Source organism: Listeria farberi (assembly GCF_014229245.1).
GTDB classification, from domain to species: Bacteria; Bacillota; Bacilli; order Lactobacillales; family Listeriaceae; genus Listeria; species Listeria farberi.
The window spans coordinates 1-569 of record NZ_JAARZJ010000059.1 but is presented as its reverse complement, the minus strand read 5'-3'; the positions used below and the strand labels follow the sequence as shown (position 1 = coordinate 569).

Genomic DNA, 569 nt, shown 5'->3' with positions numbered 1-569 from the left:
CTCTAATGGAGGGGAATATGAAGACTCATCGATAAAATGGGAAGATCTGCTTAATGAGGAACAAGAGGTAAGCTATGTCTGGCAGGATAACGGAGTATCACAAAGTAATATTTATTTTAGTGGGACTGTGACTGTAAGGGTAGAACCAGTTAGTGTAAAGGTGCTAGTAGATAGTGATGGAAATAGCCAAACGACAGGAGACCAAACGCTATTCGCAGAAGAAACCAGTAACTTAAATACATTGGAAGATATGTATAATTACGCAAAAGATCAATTAAATGGAACTGACTATGGATTAATAAGTATTGCTCCAAATAGTGATGGGGATTATGTCATTCTGGTATCCGAAGTAGGATCATTAAAAAAAGAAGATGCGAATGGAAATGCGGTAGGAACGGACGTTCCTTATACGCCAACTTATACCGTTACAGGTACAGGGAATAACGCGCAGTTAGTTGCTTCCTACGGAGTATCAGTAGATGCCCCACCAACAGGATATGTATATATCTATGAGAAAGGGACGTCACAAGAAGCACGTTATACTACTAATACACTAGCCACTATTTCGA

Annotated in this window: 1 protein-coding gene; it reads left to right on the top strand. The window is 39.4% G+C overall.

Annotation, left to right across the window (positions count from 1 at the left end; genetic code table 11):
• The coding region (locus HCB45_RS15180) for an Ig-like domain-containing protein (RefSeq protein WP_185620457.1) at positions 1-569 on the top strand (569 nt) is incomplete at both ends.